Source organism: Streptomyces sp. NPDC001851 (assembly GCF_040297165.1).
Lineage (GTDB): Bacteria > Actinomycetota > Actinomycetes > Streptomycetales > Streptomycetaceae > Streptomyces.
Genome location: NZ_JBEOYR010000006.1, coordinates 39,458 through 64,319 on the forward strand (window position 1 = coordinate 39,458; position 24,862 = coordinate 64,319).

A 24,862-nucleotide genomic window follows, 5' to 3' on the forward strand; every position below is an offset into this window, starting at 1 on the left:
TGTATGCAGTCAGCTTTTCCCACGGGCCGTCAGAGCACGATAAGCGGTGGCTGTGGGTCCGGGGGTTCTCTTTATATAAGACTATTCAGGCAAAAGTTATATAAATGATCAGAGTGGATGGCGTCGTTCGCCGCACGGACGCGTCCGCGCCGCCACGCGTACCCCGCGACGGTGGCACCATGACGCGGTGACCCACGCACCACACCGCTCCCTGCAGGTCGTAGCCCACCGAGGCGCCTCCGAAGACGCGCCCGAGCACACCCTGGCCGCCTACAAGAAGGCGATCGAGGACGGTGCCGACGCCCTTGAGTGCGACGTACGGCTGACCGCCGACGGCCATCTGGTCTGCGTCCACGACCGGCGGGTGAACCGTACCTCCAATGGCCGCGGCGCCGTCTCCGCGCTGGAACTGGCCGATCTCGCCGCCCTCGACTTCGGCTCCTGGAAGACCCGCGAGGCCTGGCGCGGGCGGGACGAGGAGCCCGACTGGGTGTCCCGTCCGGAGGACCCCGCGGACACCTCCGTGCTCACCCTGGAGCGGCTGCTGGAGCTGGTCGCGGACGCCGGGCGGCGGGTGGAGCTGGCCATCGAGACCAAGCACCCCACGCGCTGGGCGGGCCAGGTCGAGGAGCGGCTGCTGTCACTGCTGAAGCGGTTCGGCCTGGACGCACCGGCCTCCGCCGCCGAGTCACCGGTCCGGATCATGAGCTTCTCGGCACGTTCGCTGCACCGCGTGCGTGCCGCCGCGCCCACGCTGCCGACCGTCTACCTGGTGCAGTTCCTCACCCCGCGGCTGCGTGACGGGCGGCTGCCCGCGGGCGTGCGGATCGCGGGGCCCTCGATCCGCATCGTGCGCAACAACCCCACCTACGTGGAACGGCTGAAACACGCCGGTCACCAGGTGCACGTGTGGACCGTGAACGAGCCCCAGGACGTCGATCTCTGCGTGGAACTGGGGGTCGACGCCATCATCACCAACCGGCCGGGCGCCGTCCTGCGCCAGTTGGGGCGCGTGTGACCTCAAGAGACCGGTAAAGAGCTGTGCACATGCCTTGACCCGGCTGTGCGGCTGCTGGATTCTCCCTCTCGGCCCCGGCAATGAAATCCAGCCATACGACAGCCATACGACGACCCGAGGCAAGGGCCTTCGTCACAGCGAGTGCTCCGGCGCGTTCGCTCCGTACAGGCATGTTGCGAACGCGTCACCGGAAGCGGGTTGGCCGGTTTCCGGTACAGGCCAATGGGGCATCCACACCGTGGCGTGGGGCAAAGGAGGTCTCGGGGGTGGCGTTGGTGGTGGCACAGGAGGTGCCCACGTCGTCGAGCATGGCCGTACCCCATGGCCCTGCGGGCGTGGGGAAGGCGCGGCACCGGATGCGCGCGCAGTTGCGCAGCGGGGGCGTGGCCGAGTCGGTCATCGACGATGCCGTACTGATCCTTTCGGAACTGTTGAGCAATGCCTGCAAACACGGGCGGCCGCTGGGCGACGCGCTGTCGGGCGACGGCGATGTGCGCGCCGCGTGGCGGGTCGACGCGCGCGGCCGGCTCATCGTCGAGGTGACGGACGGCGGCGGTCCGACCCGGCCGGCGCCGGCCACCCCGTCGGTGACCGCGCACGGCGGCCGCGGGCTGAACATCATCACCGCCCTCGCCGACGACTGGGGCGTCCGGGACGACGCCCACGGCGAGGTGACGGTCTGGGTGGTGGTCCACGAGGACGTGCACGATCCCGATGCCGGGGGACGCCCGGACGGTTTCGCTACGCGCGTCACCGCCCCCGCGCTGCCGGACCTGGCCGGCCTGGACTTCAGCAAGGCCTTCGAGGACCTGGACTGACGGGACTTCACGGACCGGGACACCCCGGACCGGGCCGCGGCACACCCGGGGTTGTCCACAGGTTCACTCCCCTGGCGTCCAGCGGGCGTGCGTTGTCCACAGGTTCCCGCCGGTCACGGCCCGAACGGCTAGGCTCCCGCACGTACGAGAAGAGCCGTAACCGGGAGACACCCACGATGGCCAAGAAGCGACCCCAGACGAAGGCCGAGCGGCCGCAGCTCAGCGATGCAGAGGTCCCGGTGGTCGGCGCCCGCGAGCCCTGCCCCTGCGGCAGCGGCCGGCGCTACAAGGCGTGCCACGGCCGGGCCGCGGCGCACGCGGCGACCGAGCTGGTGCAGCGCCCGTTCGAGGGGCTGCCCGGCGAGTGCGACTGGGTGGCGCTGCGCGAGCTGGTGCCGGCCGCGACGGCCGGGCTGACCCTCAAGGACGGCCTGCCCGAGGGCGTTCCCTCGGTCACTCTCGCCACGGTGCTGCCGATGGCCTGGCCCGCGCTGCGCCGCGACGACGGCTCGGTGCTGCTCGGCCTGCAGAACGACACGGCGTCCGGCGACCTCAGCCGCGACCTCGCCGACATCCTCCAGCGCGCGCTCCAGGCCGACCCCGGCACCCCGGTGCAGGGCCGCCGCGCCCCGTCCGGCGGTCCGCGGCTGCAGGACCTGCTCGACCTCGACGCGCCGTTCGAGCCGGTCGTGCACAGCGGCTTCGAGTTCTGGGTGCCGGACGCGGAGAACGCCACGCCGGAGGTGACCGCCTCCCTGGAGCGGGCCAACGCCGCCGCCATCCCGACGGCCAAGCTGACCGGCGTGGACGCCGCGTACTGGTGCCAGACCCCGGAGAAGAACCACCTGCGCTGGGTCATGCCGCATCCGGAGGAGCAGCTTCTGGACGCTCTCGCGCGCCTGCACGCGGCGGGCCGCTCCAGCCTGGGCGAGGGCACCCGGCTCGTGGGCTCCTTCCGTGCTCACGGCCTCACGGTGCCGGTCTGGGACCTGCCGAGCGGGGTCACGGCGGAGGACGTGGAGAAGCCGGCCGCCGAGTTCGCCGAGCGGCTCGCCGCCGCCCTGGCCGCCGACGAGCCGCTCACGGCGGACGAGCGCCGGGCACGCGGCGGACTGACCAACCGGCAGGTCACGCTCAGCTGACGGCATGCGCGCGGGGCCGCGACTGAACGGTCGGTAAGGCGGGACGCGGCCCGCACACCAGGTGACTCCTGTCACAACTCCCCGTTGCGGCAGGGAAATCGGTGGCCGAATGACCGATGCGGAATTTGCGAACCGCCGATCTCTTGTTACCGTTCCAGTAGCCCGGTTGCTGGTGCATCCCCCGTCGCCAGCAACCGGGTCTTTCCATCTCCGCGTACGGCGCACCACGCGCCGCGGACCGTCAACTCCCCTTTTGGATGACGGAGTTGCCGTCGGTGTCCGCCGAGTCGCTGCCCGCGCGCAGCAGCAGGGCACCGTCGGCTCCACGCGAGGCGAACTCGGTGACGGCCGTGTAGGCGTCCGGGCCGCCCTTGCTGTGCCGACGGGGTGTCTCGCAGGTGGCGGGCTCGTCGTCCGCACTGGTGACACAGCGCATCTGCAGGGTGCGGCCGTCCGGCCCCATCAGGCTCAGCACGGAGTCCAGCGGCTTGCCGGTGGTGTTGCGGTAGTAGGTGCGGGCCCAGGTGTCCTCGCCCTGGGTCAGTACGCAGGTCTGCGCCTCGACGCCGTCCGGGGAGGTGAGCTGGGGACCGCACCGCGCGGCGGTGTCCAGGCCCAGCCCGAGCAGCCGGGGTGCCCCGCCGGACGGCAGGATCTTGCCGTCCGCGATCGCGGTGCCGTCCTCGCGGGAGCCGGCACCGTCCTCGCCTTCCGAGGCCTTCTGTCGCCCCGCCTTCTCGCCGTCGTGCGGCTTTGCAGCCGTCGCGTGCCGGGCCGCCTCGCCCACCTGCACCGCGGACGCCACCGCCAGCGGCAGCACGACCGCGGCCGTCACGCCGCCGAAGAGCGCGAGCAGCCGCAGCCTGTGGGATTCCGGTCCGCCGCGCTGTGGCGATCTACGGCCGTGCCGCCCGGAGTGTCGACGGGCATGTCCCCCAGAAATTCGCAGCATGTGCGGAAGATAACGATCGGGTGGGGCTCGCCCGCCACGACCGTGCCGCAGACTCCTACAACTCGGGTGCGATCACACCCGTACGAGTGAGGGCGTCGACCACGGCGTCGACCACGGCCTCCACATCGGGCACCCAGGGCGCGGCCGAACCCGGCAGCGGGGCGCGCTCCCAGCGGACGGCGCCCTGGCCGGTCTCGGACGGGGGCAGGGCGAGATAGCCGCCCTCGCCGTGGAAACGCAGGGAGCCGGGGACGAAGTCCTTGGCGTAGAGCAGTTCGCCCAGCTGCTCCAGGGAGTACGGCTTGACGAGCAGTGCCCAGCGGTTCGGCGCGGCGATCACCGGGCCGAGGCGCATGCCCCGCCGGTCGAGCAGGGCCAGGGCGCGCGAGGCGGCGAGCGCCGGCAGGCTGACCGCGCAGGGCGCCCTGCCTCCGGTGGCCAGGACGATCGGCGCGCTCGGCCGGTTGGTCCACCACCAGCGCACCATGCGCGCGTCGGTCGTGGCCGTGAGCAGGCCGGGGTCGAAGGGGTGCGCACCGGGCACCGCGCACTCGGGATCGGGGCAGGCGCAGCGCGCCCGTCCCTGCGGGTCGGGGGCCACGCCCGGGAGTACGGGCCACTGCCACTCGGTCGCGAAGGTCAGGGCCGCGCCGATCAGCTCAGGCCTCTTGTCGTTCCGCCCGGGCTTCCCGTCGTCCCGCCTGGACAGGAGCCTGCGTCGCCTTCCGAGGATCTCGCGCATGAGCGCTCGTTCCTTTCCGTTGCACCGCTGGCAACACCGTGGTCCACATCACAACATGTGTCGATCACTTCACTGTGCGTACCTGTTGGCGCATCACACCCCCGCGTACGGCAGGGGGAACCCCAAGGGGTCGAGCATGGGCCGCGTCCGCGTCCGTGGTGCGTCCATCAAAAGCACGGGTGCGTCGCGGGGGTGGCGAAGTATGGCGTTTTGCCGTCGCGCGTGGTTCTCTCCGCCTCCGCCAGGGAGGATGGGGCTCGGCCGTCGGTGGCTATGACGCCCGGGTCCGTCGCCAGGTTCCGGGTAGCCCCCAACCACCCCTGGCCTTCTCCGAGTACGTACCCATCACGACCGCTGTGACGCTCCGTGGAGCAGTGCCAGTCGACCGCAATGAACCGATACCCGAGGCAGTTTCAAGCCAACTTGGCAGTAAGGCAAGGGGTTCGGAAGAAACCCTCGCCCACCCCATGGACACCAGGAATCCTCGCAGGACAATGCTGGACATCCCCTCACGAGTGCGTGTACATGTGGAGACACTGCAGCGGCGCAGAATGACATGGGGGTTTGCGATGCTTTTCAGCAATACGCACCGGTCTGAAGGCCGGACGCCATGAACGCCCCGCACCCTCCGAAAGTGGCTGGAATCGATCCCACAATTTCCACGTCCGCCCACACTGTCGCGCCGGCTCCCCCCGCCCCCGGCGCCGCCCCCTCACCAGGGACCCCTCCGGTCCCCGCCCCGCACACCCCCGCGCCCGGCACCGTCCTCCAGGACCGGCTGGCCGGCTGGGTCTCGGACCTCACCACCCTCCACGAACTCACCGAGCGCCTGTCCCGCACGGACACGCTGGACGGCGCCCTCCACGAGCTGCTGCGCGCCGGAGCCGCCCTCGTCGGCGCCCGCCGCGGCCTCGCCGCCCTGGAACCCGGCGACGGACTCGGCCCCCGCACCACCGTCGGCCTCGGTCTCGGCCGCGCCGACCTCGGCCACATCGAGACCGTCCCGCGCGGCGCGCTGCCGTACGACACCGGCGCCGCCGCCGAGATCGTCCACCCCGACCTGTTCGCCGAGGACGGCCTGGACCCCCGGCACCGCGAGGTGGCCGCCCGCCTCGGCTACGCCGCCAGCTACTGCCTGCCCCTCGCCACCGACTCGGCCGGCCGCCTCGGCGCCGCCGTCTGGCTCTACGACGAGCCGGCCGAACCCCACGAGCGCCGGCGCCACCTCGCCGGCCTCTACGTCCGGCACGCCACCGAACACCTCGCCCGGCTGCTGGAAGTGGAACGCACGCGCGCGTGCGCGGCCACCCTCGCCGAGGAGCTGCTGCCCACCCGGCTGCCCCGGGTGCCCGGCGTCCAGCTCGCCGCCCGCCGCCGCACCGGCCCGCGCGGCGGCGGCGACTGGTACGACGCGCTGCCGCTGCCGGACGCCGCGCTCGGCCTCTCCGTCGGCTCGGTCACCGGCTCGGGGCCGAGCGCCGTCGCCGCCATGGGCCGGCTGCGCGCCTCGCTGCGCGCCTACGCGGTGATGGAGGGCGAGGACCCGGTCGCCGTCCTGTCCGACCTGGAGCTGCTGCTGCGGCTGACCGAGCCCGCCCGCTCGGCCACCGCCCTGTTCGCCTACTGCGAGCCCGCGCTGCGCAAGGTCACCCTGGCCGGCGCCGGACACAGCCCGCCCCTGCTGATCGGCGAGCGGCGCACCGAGTTCGCCGAGACCTCCGTCTCCGCACCGCTGGGCATGCTCGCCTGCTGGGAGGCGCCCAGCGTGGAGATCCAGGCCGAGGCCGGGGAGACGGTTCTGCTGTACACCGACGGGCTGCTGCACCGTACCGGCGACTCGATGGACCGCGCCTTCGCCCGGCTGCACTCGGCCGCCGCGAGCATCCCGCGCGCGGTGCGGCACGACCCCGGCGCCGTCGCCGACCACGTCCTGCGCACCGTCCTGCCGGACGGCCTGGACACGGCCGACAGCGAGGAGGACGTGGTGCTGCTGGCGGCCTGCTTCGACTGAGCCCGCCTGGAATGACCGGGCATAACAGGGCATCCGGCCCCGGCCCGCTCCCGGTACGACCGTACGATGATGGAGGTCCCCGCTCGGCCACAAGCAGGAGCGTCGCGGGCCCCGGGGGAGATCACCAGGCGTATCGAGGAGGATCACGTGTCCGACGAGCTCAACCCGGTCGTGCCCGACACCGCTACCGCGGAGGGCCCCGAGACCGAGTCCGAGGAGCCCATCAAGCAGCGGAAGAACGGCCTGTACCCGGGCGTCTCCGACGAGCTGGCCGAGAACATGAAGTCCGGCTGGGCCGACACCGAGCAGCGGGACCTGAAGCCGATCCCGCAGGCCGCCGAGACCGCCCGCCGCCGCGCCGCGCTCTCCGCCCGTTTCCCGGGCGAGCGCCTGGTCGTCCCGGCGGGCAACCTGAAGACCCGCTCGAACGACACCGAGTACCCCTTCCGCTCCTCCGTCGAGTACGCCTACCTCACCGGCAACCAGACCGAGGACGGCGTCCTGGTCCTGGAGCCCAAGGACGACGGACACGAAGAAACGATCTACCTCCTGCCCCGCTCGGACCGCGAGAACGGCGAGTTCTGGCTCTCCGGCCAGGGCGAGCTGTGGGTGGGCCGCCGTCACTCCCTCGCCGAGTCGGAGGCGCTGTACGGCATCCCGGCCGCCGATGTGCGCGAGCTGGCGGACAAGCTGCGCGAGGCCACCGGCCCGGTGCGCGTGGTGCGCGGCTACGACGCGGGCATCGAGGCCGCGCTGACCGACAAGGTCACTGCCGAGCGCGACGAGGAGCTGCGCGTCTTCCTCTCCGAGGCCCGGCTGGTCAAGGACGCGTTCGAGATCGGCGAGCTGCAGAAGGCCGTCGACTCGACGGTGCGCGGCTTCGAGGACGTCGTGAAGGTCCTCGACAGGGCCGAGGCCACGTCCGAGCGCTACATCGAGGGCACGTTCTTCCTCCGCGCGCGCGTGGAGGGCAACGACGTCGGCTACGGCTCCATCTGCGCGTCCGGCCCGCACGCCTGCACCCTGCACTGGGTCCGCAACGACGGCCCGGTCCGCTCCGGCGACCTGCTGCTGCTCGACGCCGGCGTGGAGACGCACACCCTCTACACCGCCGACATCACGCGCACGCTGCCCGTCAACGGCACGTACAGCGAGCTCCAGAGGAAGATCTACGACGCCGTGTACGAGGCCCAGGAGGCCGGTATCGCGGCGGTCAAGCCGGGCGCGAAGTACCGCGACTTCCATGACGCCGCCCAGCGCGTGCTCGCCGAGAAGCTCGTCGAGTGGGGCCTGGTCGAGGGCCCGGTCGAGCGCGTCCTGGAGCTGGGCCTGCAGCGCCGCTGGACCCTGCACGGCACCGGCCACATGCTCGGCATGGACGTCCACGACTGCGCCGCCGCGCGGACCGAGACGTACGTGGACGGTGTCCTGGAGCCGGGGATGGTGCTCACCGTCGAACCGGGGCTGTACTTCCAGGCCGACGACCTGACCGTGCCGGAGGAGTACCGGGGGATCGGGGTGCGGATCGAGGACGACATCCTCGTCACGGAGGACGGCAACAGGAACCTTTCGGCCGGTCTGCCGCGTCGTTCCGACGAGGTGGAGGCGTGGATGGCCTCGCTGAAGGGCTGACAGGACACGGATGGCCGGGCACCCGTACGGTGCCCGGCCATGCACATGCCTAGGGGGAGGCTTTCGTGGAGGACTTCTGGTCCGGTGTCGGCGTCGATCTGCATCTGGAGCCGGACTCGGCGGACGGCCGCCGGGCCGGGCTCGAACGGGCCCTCAGGGACGCCGTGCGGGACGGCCGGCTCACCCCCGGCACCCGGCTGCCGGCGACCCGGCGGCTCGCGGCCGAACTGGGTGTCTCGCGGGGCACGGCGAAGGCGGCCTACGACCAGCTGGTGGCCGAGGGCTATCTGACGGCGCGACAGGGCTCGGGCACCCGGGTCGCCTCGCTGCCCCCCTCGCTCGACGCCGAGGCGCCGCAGGCCGACGCACACGCGCGTGCCCCGCGTTTCGACCTGCGCCCCGGCAGCCCTGACGTCGGCGCGTTCCCGGCGGCGGCCTGGCTGCGCGCGCTGCGCCGGGCCATAGCGACGGCGCCCTCACTGGCGTACGACTACGGCGACCCGCGCGGCCGGATCGAGCTGCGCACGGCGCTCTCCGGCTATCTGGGCCGGGCGCGCGGGGTGCTCGCGCCGCCGGAGCGGATCGTCATCACCTCCGGGTACGTGCAGGGCCTCGCGCTCCTCACGCGCGTGCTGGACGGCGCGGCCGTCGCCATGGAGGACCCCGGACTGCCGTTCCACCGGGAGGTCGTGCGGCGCAACGGCGGAACGGTCCTGCCGGTCCCGGTGGACGCGCGCGGGGTGCGCCCAGGGGAGCTGGGCGAGGCGGCCGCGGTGGTGGTCACCCCGGCGCACCAGTACCCGACCGGGGTGACCCTGCGTCCCGAGCGGCGACGGGAGCTCGGCGACTGGGCACGCGCGCGTGGTGGGCTGATCGTCGAGGACGACTACGACGGGGAGTTCCGCTACGACCGCCAGCCGGTGGGCGCGTTGCAGGGCATGGCGCCCGGCCAGGTGGTGTACCTCGGCACGGCCTCCAAGACGCTCGGCCCGGCGCTGCGGCTCGGCTGGATGGTGCTGCCGCCGCACCTGGTCGACGCGGTCGCCGACGCCAAGCTGCACAGCGACCACCACACCGAGACCATCGGGCAGCTGGCGCTGGCCGAACTGATCGACAGCCATGCCTACGACCGGCACGTCCGCGCCTGCCGGCTGCGCTACCGGCGCCGCCGCGACCAGCTGCTGGACCGGCTGGGCGCGGGCCGGAGCGTGCACGGCGTCGCGGCCGGCCTGCACGCCCTGATCGACGTGCCCGACGAGGCCGAGGCGCTGGCCCGCGCGGAGGCGGAGGGCCTCGCGCTGGGCGCCCTGGGCGACCACTGGCATGCCCCCGGCCCCGGCAGGCCGCAGGGCCTCGTCGTCGGCTACGGCACGCCCCGTGAACGCGCGTACCCGGAGGCGCTGGAGGTGCTGGCGAAGGTGCTGGACACGGGGTGAACGGCCCTCACAGGACCGGGTCCGTCCCTATGCCGTCAGCAGTGAAGGATCCTTCTTCCACTTGAGGATCTTGTCGAAGCTGACCACCGTGCCGCCGCGGCCGGGCTTCGCGCCGATGTGGACGTGGTCGGCGAGTTCCCGGATGAGACAGAGGCCGCGGCCGTGCTCGGCGTCCGGGCGGGCGGGCCGGATCTCAGCGGCGCGGGAGAAACCCGGTCCGGAATCGGCCACTTCGATGCGGCACTTCTCACCGTCGAGATACGCGGTCACCCGATAGGCCTCCGAGGCGCCGCCGTTCGGGGCGCCACCGCCGTGCTCGACGGCGTTCGCGCAGGCCTCGCTCAGGGCGACGGAGAGATCGTAGGAGATCTCGGGGTCGACGCCCGCCGTCTCCATGGTGCCGATCAGCAGCCGCCGGGCGAGCGGCACGCTCGCGGCCTCGCGGCGCAAATGGAGAGACCACCAGATGCTCATGCTCCAGCCTCCTGGCCGCGGCTCGACATACCGATACGTATTGCCGCCCGTAGGGGGACGTAAGCACACCGTTGACGTGACTCCGCCCATACAGCCGATGCGCCGGGGGAGGAATCGGTGTATGAGGGACGTTCCCACGGCCCTGCCGTAGGGCGCCGATAAGCCCAGTGGGATGATGAGGCCGCCATGACTGCCCCCCACCCGCGCACGGCGCGCCCCGGAGCCGGGCTCCGGATCCTGCGGGCCGCGGTGTTCGCCGCGGTCTGTGTCGCGCTGTCCGCGTGCGGACACACCCTCGCCTCCTGCGCGGGACTGCCGCTGTGGACGCTGGGTGCGGGCTTCGTCGGCTGTCTGCTGCTCGTGGTGCCGCTCGCCGGGCGGGCCCGCTCGCTGCCGGGCATCGCCGCGCTGCTGGCCCTCGGCCAGACCGCGCTGCACACGCTGTTCGGGCTGGGCCAGCACGGGGCCGCCATGGTCTCGGCCGGGATGACCTCGGGCGGGATGACCTCGGACGGCATGGCGACGGCGGCACCGGGTGCGCGCGGCTCCTCGTTGAGCGACACCGCGCTCGTGGAGCAGGCCGCGCGCTTCCTGTGCGGGGCGAACCCCTCCGCCCTCACCCCCGGGCGCGCCTTCCACGTCCTGTTCGCCGCCCACCTCATCGACCGCTCGGGCCGGCCCGTCACCCTCCTGGGCGGTATGGACCACACCCAGGACGCCACCGGCTCCGCCGCCGGGCTGCTGCCCTCGCTGCCGATGCTGCTCGGCCACGTCCTCGCGGCCGTCGCCGCCGGCTGGCTGCTGCGCCGCGGCGACCTGGCCCTGCTGAGGCTGATCGAGCTGTCGGCGCACGGAGTCGCCGAGGGGGCGCTCGTACGGTCCCTGCGGGCAGCGCTCGCGCTGGCGCACGTCCTGTGCGCCGGGCTGCTCCCCGCCTCCGGGCCCGGTCCGCGCGGCCGTCGCAGCGCGCGGGACGACGCGCCCGGCCCGCACGCCCTCGCACTCCAGCACACGGTGATCCGCCGCGGCCCGCCGGCCGCCGGTTTCCTCCTCGCCGCCTGACGCGACGCGTGCGCCACTCCACTGATCCGAGCTGATCCGAGCTGATCCGAGCTGATCCGAGAGGGAGAGGGCTGCCGCCGTCGCGCGGCACGCGCGCGTGCGCGTACCTCTCCTCGCCCTCAGAACTCTCAGAGTGGAGTGCTCCTGTCATGCAGGCTTTCCGTATCGCTTCCCGTGTCACCGCTGCCGGCGCCGTCGCGGGCACGGCCGTACTGGCGCTGTCCGCCCCCGCCTTCGCGCACGTCACCGTGCAGCCGGAGGGCGCCGCGGCCAAGGGCGGCTACGCGGTCGTCGACTTCAAGGTCCCCAACGAGCGCGACAAGGCCTCGACCACCAAGGTCGAGGTCAGCCTCCCGGCCGACCACCCGATCGCCTCGGTCATGGCCCAGCCCGTCCCCGGCTGGAACGTGCAGGTCACCAAGGCCAAGCTGGCCAAGCCGCTGACCGTGCACCACGAGAAGATCGACGAGGCCGTCACCAAGGTCACCTGGACCGCCGCCGACGGCCAGGGCATCCAGCCCGGCTACTTCCAGAAGTTCCCGCTCTCCCTCGGTGCCCTGCCCGACAACACCGACCAGCTCGTCTTCAAGGCGGTCCAGACGTACTCCGACAAGGAGGTCGTCCGCTGGATCGAGGTGCCGCAGGCCGGCCAGGACGAGCCGGAGAACCCGGCGCCGGTGCTGGAGCTGTCCGCCGCGACCGACGACCACCACGGCACGGCGAGCGCCAAGGACGCCTCCGACCCGACCGGGAACCCGGCCGCCGCCACCGGCTCCGGCTCCCGCACCGACACCACCGCGCGCGTGCTCGGCGTGGCCGGCATCGTCGTGGGCGTCGCGGGCGTGGCCTACGGCGTCCTCGCGGGCCGCCGCCGCACCGCCTGAGCCCCCTCCGCTTCCGGACCGCGCCCCGGGGCCGTACGACGCGTGCGACGCTGACATGGCCGTTGTCACGGCTGTCGTACGACCCCGGTGCGCACCGGAGTACTCACCATCTGGGACATTTTTCTATGCGCAAGAAGACGTTCGCCGCGGCCGCGCTGCTCGCCGCCGCCACCCTGACCCTGACCGCCTGCGGCAGCGGGAACGACGGCAAGTCGCCGATCGCCGTGGTCACGGAGGAGTCCGACTCGGGCAAGGCCGCCATCGTCCTCGACAAGCCCTTCGAGAAGCCGGACCTCGTCCTCACCGACACGCACGGCGAGAAGTACGACCTCCGCAAGGAGACCCACGGCCGTCCGACCCTGCTGTACTTCGGCTACACCCACTGCCCCGACATCTGCCCGACGACGATGAGCAACATCGCCGTCGCCAAGAAGGCGCTGCCCAAGGCCGAGCAGAACGACCTGCGGGTCGTGTTCGTCACCACCGACCCCGGCCGTGACACCCCGGCCGGACTGGGCAAGTGGCTCAAGGGCATCGACCCGCAGTTCATCGGTCTGACCGGGGACTTCGCCACCATCCAGGCCGCTGCCCGCTCGGTCGGCATCACCGTGGAGCCGACGACGAAGGACAAGAACGGCAAGCTCGTCTCCGTCCACGGCACCCAGGTCATCGCCTTCTCACCGAAGACGGACGGCGGTTACGTCTACTACGGCGAGAACGCCACGGTCGACGACTACGCCAAGGGCCTGCCCAAGATCGCGAAGGGGGCGAAGCCGTGAGGCGCCACACCCTTCTGACGGCGGCTGTCTGCACCGGTGCCCTCGCCCTCGCCGGCTGCGCGGGCTCCGGGCCGAAGGCCGGCTCCCCGGCGGCCGAGCTGTCGGTGAACGGGCCGTACATGCCGCAGCCGGTCTCCGCCGACATGGCCGCGGGCTTTCTGACGATCACCAACAAGGGCGGCGCGAAGGACGAGCTGACCGCGGTGAGCAGTGACGCCGCCGGCCAGGTCACCATGCACAGCACCATGGGCGGCGCCATGCAGGAGAAGTCCTCCTTCGCGATACCCGCCCATGGTCAACTGGTGTTCAAAAGCGGCGGCAACCACCTGATGTTCGAGAAGCTGAAGCGCAAGCCCAGGCAGGGCCAGACGGTCACCGTGAAGCTCACCTTCGCCAAGTCCGGGCCCCTCACCGTCGAGATGCCGGTGAAGTCCGCCACGTACAACCCGTCGACCGGCCACTGAAGGAGGGACCGACCACGTGACGCGGACCATCACCCCCACACGGCACCGGGGCAGCCTGCGCACCCTGGTGCTGCTGCTCCTCGCCGTCTTCGGCGCACTGCTCGCGGGTGCCGGACCGGCCTCCGCCCACGCGGCGCTGACCGGCAGCGACCCCGCGCAGGGGGTGGTGGTCAAGCAGGCCCCCAGCCAGGTGGCGCTCACCTTCTCCGAGAAGGTGGCGATGAACGACGACTCCCTGCGCGTCCTCGACCCCAGGGGCAAGCCGGTCCAGACCGGCAGACCCGCCAACCTGAGCGGGACGACCTACGCCGTGCGGCTCAGGAGCGGCCTGGGCAAGGGCACCTACACGGTGACCTACCAGGTCGTCTCGGCCGACAGCCACCCCGTATCGGGCGCCTACACCTTCTCCGTCGGGGCGCCCTCGCCGACCGTGGTCTCCGGCACCGGGCCGGTCGCGGGCGGCGGAGTCGTGGGCGGGCTCTACGCCTTCGGGCGGTACGCCTCGTACGCCGGGTTCCTCGTGCTCGCGGGCGGCGCGGCCTTCGTGCTCGCCTGCTGGCAGCGCGGCGCGGGCGTACGGGCCCTGCAACGGCTGGTCGTCGGCGGCTGGCTCACGCTCACCGCGGCCACCCTGTGGCTGCTGCTCCTGCGTGGCGCGTACACCACCTCCGGGAAGGTCGCCGACGTCTTCGACCTCGGTCTGCTCGGCCAGGTGCTGCAGACCAAGACCGGTGCGGCGCTGGTCTCCCGGCTGCTGCTGCTCGCCGCCGCCGCGCTGTTCATCGCCGTCCTCTTCGGCGCCTACACCAAGCGGGAGGAGGGCCAGGAGAAGCGCGATCTGACCTTCGGGCTAGCCATCGGCGGTGTGGTCGTCGCGGCGGGGCTCGCGACCAGCTGGGCCATGGCCGAGCACGCCTCGGTCGGACTCCAGCCGGGCATCGCCATGCCGGTCGACGTCGTCCACCTGCTCGCCGTCGCCACGTGGCTGGGCGGGCTCACCGCCCTGCTGGTCGCCCTGTACCGGGCGCCCGCCGAGACACCGGTCCAGGCCGCGGCGGTGCGCCGTTTCTCCCGTGTGGCCTTCGGCTCCGTCGTCGCGCTCGTCGCGACCGGCACCTACCAGTCCTGGCGCCAGCTCGGCTCCTGGTCGGCGTTCACCGACACCCGGTACGGACAGCTGCTGCTGGTCAAGATCGGGCTGGTGGCGCTGCTGGTCGGCATCGCCTCGGTGTCACGGCGGTGGACGGGCCGGCTCGCCGACACGGCCGCCGCCACAGCCGAGAAGCCCGCGAAGGAACGGGTCACCTCGGGTGCGGCCAAGCAGTCCAACAAGGGCAAGACCAGCGGAGACCCCCGGCGCGCCGCCCAGCTCGCCCGGCAGCGGGCCGCGATGGACGCCGCCCGGCAGAAGCGGCTGCGGGACGGCGACCCGAACCGTTTCGGGCTGCGCCGCTCGGTGCTCGCCGAGGCCGGTGTCGCGGTCGTCCTGCTCGCCGTCACCACCTGGCTGACCCAGACCGAGCCGGGCCGTACCGAGCTGGAGGCCAAGGCCGCCACCTCGTCCTCTGCGAGCTCTTCCACGGCGCCCTCGAACGGCGCGCTCACCCTGGACATGCCCTTCGACACCGGCGGCACCGACGGCAAGGGTGTCGTCAGCATCGACCTCGATCCCGCGCGCGTGGGCGGCAACGAGATGCATGTGTACGTCCAGCGGCCCAACGGCCGGGCCTTCGACATCCCCGAGGTGAAGGTCGCCTTCACCCTGGAGGCGAAGAAGATCGGCCCGCTTCCCGTGACCCCCGACCACATCACGACCGGCCACTGGTCGGCGAGCGGTGTGCAGATCCCCATGGCCGGCGACTGGAAGATCGCCGTCACCGTGCGGACCTCCGACATCGACCAGGTGACCGTCTCCAAGAACGCGCAGATCGGCTGAACGACACCATGCCCGACCAGTCCATCCCCCAGACCCGCATACCGGCCGAGGCATCCGAGGCGTCCGAGCCCGCGGGCGGCCACGGCATCTCCCGGCGTGCCCTGCTCGGAACCGCGGGCGCCACCGGGCTGGTGCTCGGCGCGGCCGGCGGGGCCGTGGGGTACGCCTCCGCCCCCGCCCAGGCGACCCCGCTGACCTCGGTGGGCTCCGACCGGGCGATGTTTCACGGGAAACATCAGCCCGGTATCACCGAGGGACTCCAGGCGTGCGGCCATGTCGTCGCCTTCGACCTGGTGGCGGGCGCGGGCCGCAAGGAGGCAGCGGCGCTGCTGCGCCGCTGGTCGGCGACGGCCGAGCGGCTGATGGCGGGCGAGGCCGCGCCGCACGACGACACCGATGTGGCCCGCGACGCCGGGCCGTCCTCGCTGACGATCACCTTCGGCTTCGGGCACTCCTTCTTCGGCAGGACCGGTCTGGAGAAGCAGCGGCCGACCGCGCTGGACCCACTGCCGGACTTCTCCTCCGACCACCTCGACAAAGCGCGCAGCGACGGCGACCTGTGGGTGCAGATCGGTGCGAACGACGCCCTGGTGGCCTTCCACGCCCTGCGCGCGATCCAGAAGGACGCGGGCGGTGCGGCCCGGCTGCGCTGGCAGATGAACGGTTTCAACCGCGCCCCGGGGGCCACCGCACACCCCATGACGGCCCGCAACCTCATGGGCCAGCTGGACGGCACCCGCAATCCGAAGCCGGCGGACCCCGACTTCGACCGGCGGATCTTCGTGCCCGCCTCGGGCGAGCCCGCCTGGATGGCGAACGGCTCCTATGCCGTCGTACGCCGCATCCGCATGCTCCTGGACGACTGGGAGAAGCTGTCGGTGCCGGCTCAGGAGGCGGTCATCGGGCGCCGGAAGTCCAACGGGGCGCCGCTGTCCGGGGGCGACGAGACGACCCCGATGGACCTGGAGAAGGCCGATGCCAAGGGCGGATACGTCGTCCCGCTCAACGCGCACGCCCGGATCACCCGGCCCGACAGGAACGGTGGCGCGGCCATGCTGCGGCGCCCCTTCTCCTACCACGACGGCTTCGACGCGGACGGCACTCCGGACGCCGGTCTGCTGTTCATCTGCTGGCAGGCGGACCCGCTGCGCGGCTTCGTACCGGTGCAGCGCAAGCTCGACCGGGGCGACGCGCTGTCGCCGTTCATCCGGCACGAGGCGAGCGGACTGTTCGCGGTGCCGGGCGGAGCGGCGAAGGGCGAGTATGTGGGGCAGCGGCTGCTGGAAGGGTGAATATCCGGAACCAAACCACCCGGTCGTGTGGTGTTCACGGGACGCCGGGGCCGCTGGGCCCTGCGCCCATTAGGGTGAGGACATGCCAGCGAGCTATGCGTATCTCGGCCCGGAGGGCACCTTCACCGAGGTCGCCCTGCGGACGCTCCCGGAGGCGGCCACCCGGGAGCTGATCCCGTATGTGTCGGTGCAGTCCGCGCTGGACGCGGTGCGGACCGGGGAGGCCGAGGCGGCGTTCGTACCGATCGAGAACTCCGTCGAGGGCGGTATCACCACGACTCTGGACGAGCTGGTCGCGGGCGAGCCGCTGATGATCTACCGCGAAGTGCTGCTGTCGATCACCTTCGCGCTGCTGGTCCGGCCCGGCACCGAGCTGTCGGACATCAAGACGGTCTCCGCCCACCCGGCGGCCCAGTCGCAAGTGCGCAACTGGCTGCGGAAGAACCTTCCCGACGCCGCGTGGGAGTCGGCCGCCTCGAACGCGGACGCCGCCCGTCTGGTGCAGGAGGGCCGGTACGACGCCGCCTTCGCCGGCGAGTTCGCCGCCTCGCGGTACGGCCTTGAGGCCCTGGAGACCGGGATCCACGACTTCCCGGAGACCGCGCAGACCCGGTTCGTGCTGGTCGGCCGCCCGGCCCGGCCCGCCGCGCCGTCCGGTGCCGACAAGACCTCGGTGGTGCTGTGGCAGCGCGACGACCACCCCGGTGCCCTGCGGGACCTGCTGGGTGAGTTCGCCTCGCGCGGGATCAACCTGATGCTGCTGCAGTCCCGGCCGACCGGCGCCGGCATCGGCAACTACTGCTTCTGCATAGACGCCGAGGGCCATATCTCCGACCGGCGCATGGCGGAGGCGCTGATGGGGCTGAAGCGGATCTGTCTCCAGGTGCGTTTCCTCGGCTCCTATCCGCGTGCGGACATCAACCCGGACGGGGCTCCGGCGACGCGGCCGGGGACCTCGGACGAGGAGTTCATGGCGGCGGCGGACTGGGTGGCGCGCTGCCAGGACGGCCGGTTCTAGCCAGTCCTACCTGCATACCATCGTTATCCACAGAGGTTATCCACAGGTGCCCTTCTCGACCTGGGGACAAGTCGACAGACGAGGGTGACCGGGTCGACAAATCGCCCTGCAGCCCCTAGATCGGGTCACCGTCGCATGGGTCACCCTTCGCCCATCCGTTTCCTTTGGTTCATCTTTTAGGGCGACCGTTTTCCACCCGAAAGCAGGTGTCGAGGCGGTTTGACCCGGGAATTCTTCCCTCCGTTCCTCACTACCGGAGTGATCAATTCCGAAGTCCACAGACCTTCCACACAGCCTGTGGATAACTCTTCGGAGGGTGCGGATTCCTGTGGACAACCGAGCCGCCAAGTCCCCTTCTCCACAAGGGAATCCGGTCAACCCGAGGCCCAGGGCATGCCCCGTCCCAGGGAGTGAGACACTTTTCCTTGACACGCTCGGCAATTACCGCATAACGGACCGTAAGCCGCGAATCGGAACGCTCGGAATAGATTCGTGAGCGGCAACCCGGCACCGGTAGCCTTGGCCCCGTGATTGACCTTCGCCTGCTCCGTGAGGACCCCGACCGTGTGCGCGCGTCCCAGCGCGCCCGTGGAGAGGACGTCGCGCTCGTCGACTCCCTCCTGTCTGCCGACGAGCGGCGCAGGTCCTCCGGCGTCCGCTTCGACGAGCTGCGTGCCGAGCAGAAGCAGCTCGGCAAGCTCATCCCCAAGGCCACCGGCGACGAGAAGGCCGAGCTGCTGAAGCGGGCGAGCCAGCTCGCCGCCGACGTCAAGGCCGCCGACGCCGAGCGCGACGCGGCCGACGCCGAGACCCAGGAGCTGCTGCTCCGGCTCGGCAACCTCGTCCACCCCGACGTGCCCGTCGGCGGCGAGGAGGACTTCGCCACGCTGGAGACGCACGGCACGATCCGCGACTTCGGCGCCGAGGGCTTCGAGCCCAAGGACCACCTGGAGCTCGGCCAGCTGCTCGGTGCCATCGACGTCGAGCGCGGCGCCAAGGTCTCCGGCTCCCGCTTCTACTTCCTCACCGGCGTCGGCGCCCTGCTGGAACTCGCCCTGGTGAACGCGGCGATCGCCCAGGCCACCGCGGCCGGCTTCACGCCCATGCTCACCCCGGCCCTGGTCCGGCCCCAGTCCATGGCGGGCACCGGCTTCCTCGGCCAGGCCGCCCAGGACGTCTACCACCTCGACAAGGACGACCTGTACCTGGTCGGCACCTCCGAGGTGCCGCTGGCGGCCTACCACATGGACGAGATCATCGACGCCGACAGGCTGCCGCTGCGGTACGCGGGCTTCTCGCCCTGCTTCCGCCGCGAGGCCGGCTCGCACGGCAAGGACACGCGGGGCATCTTCCGTGTGCACCAGTTCGACAAGGTCGAGATGTTCTCCTACGTCGCGCCGGAGGACTCCCAGGCCGAGCACCAGCGGCTGCTGGAGTGGGAGAAGCAGTGGCTGACCTCGCTGGAGCTGCCGTTCCGCGTCATCGACGTCGCCAGTGGTGACCTCGGCTCCTCGGCCGCCCGCAAGTTCGACTGCGAGGCGTGGATCCCGACCCAGGGCAAGTACCGCGAGCTGACCTCGACCTCGGACTGCACCGAGTTCCAGTCCCGCCGGCTGTCGATCCGGGTCCGCGACGGCAAGCAGGTCAAGCCGCTCGCCACGCTCAACGGCACGCTGTGCGCCGTACCGCGCACGATCGTGGCGATCCTGGAGAACCACCAGCAGGCCGACGGCTCCGTCCGGGTCCCCGAGGTGCTGCGCCCGTACCTGGGCGGCCGGGAGGTCCTGGAGCCGGTCGCGAAGTGAGCGCCGGTTTCCCGTACCGCCTGATCGCCACCGACCTCGACGGAACGCTCCTGCGCTCCGACGAGTCGGTCTCGCAGCGCACCCGTGACGCGCTCGCCGCGGCCACCGCGGCGGGCGCGGCCCACATCGTCGTCACCGGCCGCGCGGTCCCGTGGACCCGGCACATCCTGGACGACCTCGGCTACGACGGCCTCGCCGTCTGCGGCCAGGGCGCGCAGGTCTACGACGCCGGCGCGCACCGCCTGCTGACGTCCGTGACCCTGGACCGGCAGCTGGCGGGCGTGGCCCTGGCCAAGATCGAGGCCGAGGTGGGCCCGCTGTACCTGGCGGCCAGCCGGGACGGTCTGGACGGCGAGGTGCTGGTGGGGCCGGGGTACGCGGTCACCGGCAGCCTCCCGGCCACCCCGTTCACGGACGCGTCCGACCTCTGGACGGCCCCGCTGGGCAAGATCTACCTGCAGCATCCGACGATGGGCGACGACGAGCTCGCGGAGGCCGCCCGGCAGGCTGCCGGAGGCTTCGTCACGGTCGCCATGGCGGGCGAGGGCATCGTGGAACTGCTCCCGCTGGGCCTGTCCAAGGCCACGGGCCTGTCCCTCGCCGCCCGCCGTCTCGGCCTGAAGGCCGCGGACACGATCGCCTTCGGCGACATGCCGAACGACATCCCGATGTTCGCCTGGGCCGCCCACGGGGTGGCCATGGGAGACGCCCACGAGGAACTCCGCGCGGTGGCCGACGAGGTGACCCTGTCCAACGAGCAGGACGGGATCGCGGTGGTGCTGGAGCGTTTCCTGGCCTAGCCGGAGGGGTCCCGCCGTGGGCCCCTGTCCGTCGCCGGGTGCGGGACCGTTGTGGTTGATCGCGCGGTTCCCCGCGCCCCTGGGGGTTGCAGTGCGGCTGTCTGCGAAGTCCACGCAGCCGCGGGCAGTCGTGCCGCTGGGGCGGCGCGGGTGGGCGCTGGGGGTGCCCCCTCTGGGAGAGGAACCTCATGGCACCGAGTTGCGCGACTCATCCGGCCGCCCCAGCGCGGGTGCCCTCTTCGCAGGAGAGGGCCACAGGGAAGGCGGCCCACGCAAGCGCAGCGCTCACGTGCTCGAAGCGGCCGCCCCGGGCTGCCCCTCAGGGCTCGACGGTGGGGTAACTACACCGGAGCCGGCCTCGGGCCGCCCTGTCGGGAGCTGGGCGTACTGCCGTGCATGGACATCGCCCACCTCCACTCCCAGAACATGGCGCCGGGACGTTCCCGGCGGAAGGGGCACAACCACTCTGCCCCGCCGCCGAGTTGGACGCCACCGAATTACCGGCGGCGCCACCTGCGGCGCCGCGCCCTGCTGAAGAACCAGCCCGCCGGCGGCTCCTCGGAGCGCCACGGCTGCGGCTCCGGTTCCTCGGCCCGCCAGCGGGCGGCGAGCATCCGGGCCCGGGCGGACGGCTCGGCGGTCCCGGCGGCGCGTATGAAGTCCTCGTCCAGGACCAGCCCGTCCCAGACGTCACCCTCGGGCCGCCCGCGCCCCGCGTTCGGCGCGTTCCCCGGTATCTCCTCTGCCATGAGCGGCCTCCTGCCGTCCTTCCGCTGTGCCCGGTCCGCCCGGACCGGCGTGCACTCCCGTCGAGCCGCCGGAGGCCTACTCCTCGCCCGCCAGCTTCAGCGTCCGCAGCTTCTGCCCGGCGTACCAGGTGGCCAGCACGGTGACCGCCACCAGCAGCACGGTGGCCGTCGGCAGGCCCACTTCCGAGGTGACCAGGTCGCCCCCGGTGATCTTGTGGGCGACGGCCAGCGACCACTGCTGGACGCTCAGCGTGCGCGCACCGGGCACAAGGGAGCCGAAGAGGGCCTCCCAGACGAGTGCATAGACCAGTCCGAAGACCACCGCGTGCCGGGACACGGTGCCGAGGAGCAGGAAGAGCGCGGAGTACGCGATGGAGGAGACCAGTGCGGCCACCGTGTAGGCGACGGCGATCTGCTGGCCGTTGCCGTTGAGGATCAGGCCCGCGATCAGGGTCGGTACCGCCGAGAAGACCATGGTCACGGCGATGGCGACGATCAGCTTGGTGAAGATGATCGCGGACCGCTTCAGCGGCTTGGACAGCAGATAGACGACGGAGCCGTCGTCTATCTCCGGCCCGATGGCGCCCGTACCGGCGATGACGCCGATGATCGGCACCATGGTGGCGATCGCGAAGCCGCCGAGCACATTGGCGGCGGTCTGGTCGTCGGCTCCGGTCAGGCCGCGCACGGCCACCGAGAGCACGATCAGCAGCAGCGGCAGCGCGCCCAGGATGAGGGCCCGACGGCGGCCGAGCAGGGCCCGGTAGGTGAGCCGGGCGACGGTGGGGTCGTACATCTTCGGCCTCCTACGCCGCGACCAGATACGAGAAGACGGACTCCAGGGACTCGTCCGACGGCGAGACCGTGAGCAGCCGGATGCCGTGGTCCCGGGCGACCTTCGGCAGCAGGGCGGTGAAGCGGCCGAAGTCGACGGCCTGGACACGCAGCGCGCCCTCGGTCAGGTCGACCTCGATGCCGGCCGTCGAGGGGTCCGCGATCAGTGCGGCCGCCAGGGCGCGGTCGTCGCTGGAGCGGACCAGATAGCGGTGCGGGCGGTCGGTCATCAGCCGGCGGATCCTGCGGAAGTCGCCGCTGGCGGCGTGCCTCCCGGCGACGACGACCTCGATGTGCCGGGCGAGCTGTTCGACCTCTTCGAGGATGTGCGAGGAGAACAGCACGGTGCGGCCCTCGTCGCCCATCTTGCGCAGCAGGTCCATCAGTTGCATGCGCTGGCGGGGGTCCATGCCGTTGAACGGCTCGTCGAGCAGGAGCAGCGACGGATCGTGGACCAGCGCGCTCGCCATCTTCACGCGCTGCCGCATGCCCTTGGAGTACGTGGAGATCTTCCGGTCCTGCGCGTACTCCATCTCGACCGTGGCGAGGGCGCGTTGGGCCGCCTTGTCGCCCAGTCCGTGCAGTTCGGCGTTGGCGACGACGAATTCGCGGCCGGTGAGGAAGTCGTACATCGCCTCGCGTTCGGGGACGATGCCGATGTGCTGGTAGATCTGCTCGTTGCGCCACACCGGCTGTCCGTCGAGGGTGACGGTGCCGGTGGACGGGGCGAGGAAGCCGCCCATCATGTTGATCAGGGTGGACTTTCCGGCGCCGTTGGGGCCGAGCAGGCCGGTGACGCCGGGGCCGATGGTCATGGTGATGTCGTTGACGGCGACCACGTTGCCGAACCAGCGGGAGACGTGGTCGATGGAGAGCGTGGTCACAGGCCCACCTTCTTGTAGCGGCGCATCAGCAGGCCGTAGCTGCCGGCGATCAGGGCGAGCACGACCAGGACGTAGACCACGCCCTGACCGGCCGAGGGATCGACGGCCCCGGGGTTGCGGGCGGTCGCGCCCAGGAAGGCCGACTGGACGCCGTCGACGAGCGTGACGGGCGAGAACAGGCCGATCCACGGGATGGCGCTGGAGTGGTTCTGCACGTCGGCGATGGCCTGGAGTGTGCTGACCGCGCCGTAGGAGATGATCATCACGGCGATCACCGCGGCGATGCCGAAGCCCCGGCGCGGGGTGACGGCGGCGATGACCAGGCCGATGCCGGCGAAGAGCAGGGAGAGCAGGGCCACGGAGACCAGTCCCTCGGCGAATTCCTTCGTCTGGTGGGCGAAGCCCAGCTTGGACAGCAGCGCGCCCACGTACATCACGAGCAGGGGAGCCGCGGTGAGGATGAAGATCGCCGAGGCGAGCGCGGCGAACTTGGCGCGTACGTAGTCGGCGGTCTCGATCGGCCGCGAGAAGTACAGCGGTACGGTCTTGAAGCGCAGGTCGCGGGAGACGGCCTGGGGTGCCTGCGCTGCGACGTACAGGCTGATCACGGCCTGCATCATGATCGCGTAGCGGGTGTAGGCCACCGGCAGTTCATGCGCCTTGGTGAAGACCGCGACGGCCACCATGATGGCCGCGGGCACGCACATCACCGCGAACAGCAGCATCGGCAGCACCTTGGTCTTGGCCGAGCGGCCGAGTCCGTAGGCACCGCGCAGGGACTGCGCGTACAGCGAGCGGCGGGCGTAGGCGCGGCCGAGGCGGGGGCCGTCGTAGCCGCGGTAGCCGATGTCGTGGATGCGGGTCTGGTGACCCGCGGGGGAGGTCAGGGGCTGGTCAACCGCCATGGCCGACGGCCTCCTTCCGTTGGTCGTCGTTGCTGTTCCGCTCGTCGCCGCTGGTGAACACCTCGGAGATGTGGTGCCGGCGCTGCTCCATGCGGACCAGACCTAGCCCGAGGTCGGCGACGACGTCGCGGATCACGTCGTAGGTCTGCTCGCCTTGGGCGGTCAGCAGCAGGATGTGTCCGGCGCCGGGCAGACCGGCGCCCTCGCTCTCGGTGACCACGCCGCGCGCGTGGAGCGCCTCGCGGACCGCGCGGGTGCCGTCGGGGTGGGTGTCGCTGTCCGTGACCTCGATCGCGAGGGTGGTCGTGGTCTGGGTGAAGTCGGTGGTGGAGCTGGAGCGCAGCAGCTTGCCGCCGTCGATGACGACGACGTGGTCGCAGGTGCGTTCCAGTTCGCCGAGGAGGTGGGAGGTGACCAGGACCGAGATGCCGAACTCGGTGTGGATGCGGCGGATCAGGCCCAGCATCTCGTCCCGGCCGACCGGGTCGAGACCGTTGGTCGGCTCGTCCAGGAACACCAGCTGCGGGTCGTGCACCAGCGCCTGGGCGAGCTTCACGCGCTGCTTCATGCCGGTCGAGTAGCCGCCGATGGGGCGGTAGCGCTCCTCGTACAGGCCGACATGGCGCAGGGTGTCCGCGGTGCGCTCGCGCGCGGCGGTGGGCGGCAGACCGGACATGCGCGCCATGTGCACGACGAACTCGGTGGCCGAGACGTCGGGGGGCAGGCAGTCGTGCTCCGGCATGTAGCCGACGCGCTCGCGGATGGCGCCGCCCTCGGTGGCGACGTCGAGGCCGAGCACCTCGGCGCGGCCCTCGCTCGCGGGGGACAGACCCAGCAGGATCTTGATCAGGGTGGACTTGCCGGCGCCGTTGGCTCCGACGAGTCCGGTCACACCGGGCCCGATGTCCACGGACAGCCGGTCGAGCGCGGTCACCCGGGGGAACCGCTTGCTCAGGCTTTCGGTCGCGATCACAGTCACGTCTACCACGGTAGTGATCCGGGCCACGCCGGTCGTCAGACCTCAGAGCCGTCTTCGCGTCAGACCCAGGTATTACGGGGCCCTAGGGGTGCCCTGCCTCAGGGCTACCGCGCGTTGTCCACAGCCTGGGCCAGCCTATTGACGTCGCCTCTAACAACTGTCACATTCACCAGTGTCAAGTTACGGACGCGTACCGCGGTCGACCGGACGAGTGGACGAGTCGACGGCACGACGGGACGGGGCGGC

The 24,862-nt window shown here is 71.7% G+C and carries 23 protein-coding genes; 15 read left to right on the forward strand and 8 right to left on the reverse strand.

Annotated elements, in window-relative coordinates:
* Positions 1-187 precede the first annotated feature (187 nt).
* The 3 genes from ABT171_RS10205 to ABT171_RS10215 all read left to right on the forward strand — a co-directional run bounded on the left by ABT171_RS10205 (position 188) and on the right by ABT171_RS10215 (position 2,978).
* Positions 188-1,018, forward strand: a complete 831-nt coding sequence (locus ABT171_RS10205) for a glycerophosphodiester phosphodiesterase (protein WP_351241847.1) — start codon at positions 188-190, stop codon at positions 1,016-1,018.
* Positions 1,019-1,284: 266 nt separating this feature from the next.
* Positions 1,285-1,836 carry an ATP-binding protein gene (locus ABT171_RS10210; RefSeq protein WP_351241849.1) on the forward strand — a complete coding sequence of 184 codons (552 nt, stop codon included), beginning with the start codon at positions 1,285-1,287 and terminating at the stop codon, positions 1,834-1,836.
* A 176-nt stretch (positions 1,837-2,012) separates the two neighbouring features.
* On the forward strand, positions 2,013-2,978 hold the full coding sequence (locus ABT171_RS10215) for a DUF5926 family protein (protein WP_351241850.1): 966 nt from the start codon (positions 2,013-2,015) through the stop codon (positions 2,976-2,978).
* A gap of 241 nt (positions 2,979-3,219) precedes the next feature.
* On the opposite strand, the gene ABT171_RS10220 is transcribed toward ABT171_RS10215, so the two are convergent.
* Together ABT171_RS10220 and ABT171_RS10225 are read right to left on the reverse strand one after the other, a co-directional pair.
* Positions 3,220-3,930, reverse strand: a complete 711-nt coding sequence (locus tag ABT171_RS10220; protein ID WP_351241851.1) for a hypothetical protein — start codon at positions 3,928-3,930, stop codon at positions 3,220-3,222.
* A gap of 55 nt (positions 3,931-3,985) precedes the next feature.
* A complete protein-coding gene (locus tag ABT171_RS10225) occupies positions 3,986-4,672 on the reverse strand; it encodes a bifunctional DNA primase/polymerase (protein ID WP_351241853.1) in 687 nt (228 codons plus the stop codon).
* Positions 4,673-5,282: 610 nt separating this feature from the next.
* On the opposite strand from ABT171_RS10225, the gene ABT171_RS10230 reads away from it, so the two are divergent.
* The 3 genes from ABT171_RS10230 (at position 5,283) to pdxR (ending at position 9,751) form a co-directional block, all read left to right on the forward strand.
* A complete protein-coding gene (locus tag ABT171_RS10230; RefSeq protein ID WP_351241855.1) occupies positions 5,283-6,683 on the forward strand; it encodes a PP2C family protein-serine/threonine phosphatase in 1,401 nt (466 codons plus the stop codon).
* Positions 6,684-6,830: 147 nt separating this feature from the next.
* Positions 6,831-8,315, forward strand: a complete 1,485-nt coding sequence (locus ABT171_RS10235; RefSeq protein ID WP_351241857.1) for an aminopeptidase P family protein — start codon at positions 6,831-6,833, stop codon at positions 8,313-8,315.
* 65 nt (positions 8,316-8,380) lie between these two features.
* Positions 8,381-9,751 carry a MocR-like pyridoxine biosynthesis transcription factor PdxR gene (gene pdxR / locus ABT171_RS10240; RefSeq protein ID WP_351241859.1) on the forward strand — a complete coding sequence of 457 codons (1,371 nt, stop codon included), beginning with the start codon at positions 8,381-8,383 and terminating at the stop codon, positions 9,749-9,751.
* 27 nt (positions 9,752-9,778) lie between these two features.
* Here pdxR and ABT171_RS10245 read toward each other — a convergent pair whose 3' ends face one another.
* Positions 9,779-10,225, reverse strand: coding sequence for an ATP-binding protein (locus ABT171_RS10245; protein WP_351241861.1), 447 nt, complete (start codon positions 10,223-10,225; stop codon positions 9,779-9,781).
* 186 nt (positions 10,226-10,411) lie between these two features.
* Between ABT171_RS10245 and ABT171_RS10250 the strand changes: the two genes are divergently transcribed.
* The 9 genes from ABT171_RS10250 to ABT171_RS10290 all read left to right on the forward strand — a co-directional run bounded on the left by ABT171_RS10250 (position 10,412) and on the right by ABT171_RS10290 (position 20,265).
* Entirely contained in the window at positions 10,412-11,287 is an 876-nt protein-coding gene (locus ABT171_RS10250) for a hypothetical protein (protein WP_351241863.1), read from the forward strand.
* A 149-nt stretch (positions 11,288-11,436) separates the two neighbouring features.
* Entirely contained in the window at positions 11,437-12,171 is a 735-nt protein-coding gene (locus ABT171_RS10255) for a YcnI family copper-binding membrane protein (RefSeq protein ID WP_351241865.1), read from the forward strand.
* 125 nt (positions 12,172-12,296) lie between these two features.
* Positions 12,297-12,950, forward strand: a complete 654-nt coding sequence (locus ABT171_RS10260; protein ID WP_351241867.1) for an SCO family protein — start codon at positions 12,297-12,299, stop codon at positions 12,948-12,950.
* Positions 12,947-13,414: a copper chaperone PCu(A)C gene (locus tag ABT171_RS10265; protein WP_351241869.1), complete on the forward strand. Its 468-nt coding sequence runs from the start codon at positions 12,947-12,949 to the stop codon at positions 13,412-13,414. The genes ABT171_RS10260 and ABT171_RS10265 overlap by 4 nt, the downstream gene beginning before the upstream one ends.
* A gap of 16 nt (positions 13,415-13,430) precedes the next feature.
* Positions 13,431-15,350, forward strand: a complete 1,920-nt coding sequence (locus tag ABT171_RS10270; RefSeq protein WP_351241871.1) for a copper resistance CopC/CopD family protein — start codon at positions 13,431-13,433, stop codon at positions 15,348-15,350.
* A gap of 8 nt (positions 15,351-15,358) precedes the next feature.
* Positions 15,359-16,642: an iron uptake transporter deferrochelatase/peroxidase subunit gene (efeB, locus tag ABT171_RS10275; protein ID WP_351241873.1), complete on the forward strand. Its 1,284-nt coding sequence runs from the start codon at positions 15,359-15,361 to the stop codon at positions 16,640-16,642.
* Positions 16,643-16,724: 82 nt separating this feature from the next.
* Positions 16,725-17,660 (forward strand): prephenate dehydratase, encoded by a 936-nt coding sequence (gene pheA, locus ABT171_RS10280; RefSeq protein WP_351241875.1) that lies wholly within the window; start codon positions 16,725-16,727, stop codon positions 17,658-17,660.
* A gap of 527 nt (positions 17,661-18,187) precedes the next feature.
* Entirely contained in the window at positions 18,188-19,465 is a 1,278-nt protein-coding gene (gene serS / locus ABT171_RS10285) for a serine--tRNA ligase (protein WP_351241877.1), read from the forward strand.
* Positions 19,462-20,265, forward strand: a complete 804-nt coding sequence (locus tag ABT171_RS10290) for an HAD family hydrolase (protein ID WP_351241879.1) — start codon at positions 19,462-19,464, stop codon at positions 20,263-20,265. The genes serS and ABT171_RS10290 overlap by 4 nt, the downstream gene beginning before the upstream one ends.
* A 497-nt stretch (positions 20,266-20,762) precedes the next feature.
* Here ABT171_RS10290 and ABT171_RS10295 read toward each other — a convergent pair whose 3' ends face one another.
* The 5 genes from ABT171_RS10295 to ABT171_RS10315 form a co-directional block, all read right to left on the reverse strand.
* Entirely contained in the window at positions 20,763-21,014 is a 252-nt protein-coding gene (locus tag ABT171_RS10295) for an SGM_3592 family protein (RefSeq protein ID WP_351241881.1), read from the reverse strand.
* Positions 21,015-21,090: 76 nt separating this feature from the next.
* Entirely contained in the window at positions 21,091-21,810 is a 720-nt protein-coding gene (locus ABT171_RS10300; protein ID WP_351241883.1) for an ABC transporter permease, read from the reverse strand.
* 10 nt (positions 21,811-21,820) lie between these two features.
* Entirely contained in the window at positions 21,821-22,732 is a 912-nt protein-coding gene (locus ABT171_RS10305; protein ID WP_351241885.1) for an ABC transporter ATP-binding protein, read from the reverse strand.
* Positions 22,729-23,637, reverse strand: coding sequence for an ABC transporter permease (locus ABT171_RS10310; protein ID WP_351241887.1), 909 nt, complete (start codon positions 23,635-23,637; stop codon positions 22,729-22,731). The genes ABT171_RS10305 and ABT171_RS10310 overlap by 4 nt, the downstream gene beginning before the upstream one ends.
* The gene (locus ABT171_RS10315) at positions 23,627-24,610 is read right to left on the reverse strand and encodes an ABC transporter ATP-binding protein (RefSeq protein ID WP_351242337.1); all 984 of its coding nucleotides are present in this window, start codon (positions 24,608-24,610) and stop codon (positions 23,627-23,629) included. Before ABT171_RS10315 ends, ABT171_RS10310 begins: the two co-directional genes overlap by 11 nt.
* Positions 24,611-24,862 lie beyond the last annotated feature (252 nt).

What these genes read in the sequence shown, in the direction of transcription:
- efeB (WP_351241873.1), top strand. Translation starts at nt 15,359, where the DNA reads ATGCCCGACCAGTCCATCCCCCAGACCCGCATACCGGCCGAGGCATCC.
- pheA (WP_351241875.1), top strand. Translation starts at nt 16,725, where the DNA reads ATGCCAGCGAGCTATGCGTATCTCGGCCCGGAGGGCACCTTCACCGAG.
- ABT171_RS10295 (WP_351241881.1), bottom strand. Translation starts at nt 21,014, where the DNA reads ATGGCAGAGGAGATACCGGGGAACGCGCCGAACGCGGGGCGCGGGCGG.
- ABT171_RS10300 (WP_351241883.1), bottom strand. Translation starts at nt 21,810, where the DNA reads ATGTACGACCCCACCGTCGCCCGGCTCACCTACCGGGCCCTGCTCGGC.
- ABT171_RS10310 (WP_351241887.1), bottom strand. Translation starts at nt 23,637, where the DNA reads ATGGCGGTTGACCAGCCCCTGACCTCCCCCGCGGGTCACCAGACCCGC.
- ABT171_RS10255 (WP_351241865.1), top strand. Translation starts at nt 11,437, where the DNA reads ATGCAGGCTTTCCGTATCGCTTCCCGTGTCACCGCTGCCGGCGCCGTC.
- ABT171_RS10215 (WP_351241850.1), top strand. Translation starts at nt 2,013, where the DNA reads ATGGCCAAGAAGCGACCCCAGACGAAGGCCGAGCGGCCGCAGCTCAGC.
- ABT171_RS10225 (WP_351241853.1), bottom strand. Translation starts at nt 4,672, where the DNA reads ATGCGCGAGATCCTCGGAAGGCGACGCAGGCTCCTGTCCAGGCGGGAC.
- ABT171_RS10245 (WP_351241861.1), bottom strand. Translation starts at nt 10,225, where the DNA reads ATGAGCATCTGGTGGTCTCTCCATTTGCGCCGCGAGGCCGCGAGCGTG.
- ABT171_RS10220 (WP_351241851.1), bottom strand. Translation starts at nt 3,930, where the DNA reads ATGCTGCGAATTTCTGGGGGACATGCCCGTCGACACTCCGGGCGGCAC.
- ABT171_RS10260 (WP_351241867.1), top strand. Translation starts at nt 12,297, where the DNA reads ATGCGCAAGAAGACGTTCGCCGCGGCCGCGCTGCTCGCCGCCGCCACC.
- ABT171_RS10250 (WP_351241863.1), top strand. Translation starts at nt 10,412, where the DNA reads ATGACTGCCCCCCACCCGCGCACGGCGCGCCCCGGAGCCGGGCTCCGG.
- ABT171_RS10230 (WP_351241855.1), top strand. Translation starts at nt 5,283, where the DNA reads ATGAACGCCCCGCACCCTCCGAAAGTGGCTGGAATCGATCCCACAATT.